1 pseudogene is annotated in these 564 nt (G+C 53.9%); it reads left to right on the top strand.

Going from position 1 to position 564, the window contains the following annotated elements:
* Nucleotides 1-406 precede the first annotated feature (406 nt).
* A pseudogene (locus tag GHO03_RS25700) lies at nt 407-564 on the top strand (short-chain dehydrogenase); the annotation flags it as partial.

Genomic DNA, 564 nt, shown 5'->3' with positions numbered 1-564 from the left:
TTTGTGGGAGCGAGCCTGCTCGCGAACGACCTTCGCGAGCAGGCTCGCTCCCACAGTTGCAGTGTTCCTCGGCAGCGACTACAGAAACTATAAGCTCACGTTTTTTCGGGATTTTTCTCACAGGTTTGCCAATTGCTGGGGCTAGGGGACGACGCTTATAGTCGGTGTTCGCCGATAAGGCGGCCGGGTTTGGCGACTTGGAACATTTTCAGAAATATGTGCAATTGCTATATAAGACAGAGCGTGTATTTATACGCGCTGTGCTTTATGGCAGCTGTGCGTGGGAGATCTTCGGGTCTGCCGGGTTCTGGGAATGACCGGTTCGCCAACCCGCGTACAGCGGCCACTTGTTTTTGTTTGGCGACGAAAACGGCTGGCTAAAACATATAGCATCTGAGGTTTAACCATGACTCATTCCCCGTTCATCCCTCTTACCGCCATCGACTGCACCATTCCTGCTTTATTGATCGACCGTCACGCGCCCCTTGACGTACTTCACGCCAACGCCGCCGCTCGCGTACTGGCCGTCACCCAACTGATGGAATCGTTCTCCAGCCGTGAAGT

Origin of the sequence: Pseudomonas sp. FSL R10-1339, assembly GCF_009600545.1 — a bacterium.
GTDB lineage: Bacteria > Pseudomonadota > Gammaproteobacteria > Pseudomonadales > Pseudomonadaceae > Aquipseudomonas > Aquipseudomonas bubulae.
Note: the sequence above shows the minus strand (reverse complement) of the source record. Positions and strands in the feature narration are given on the sequence as shown.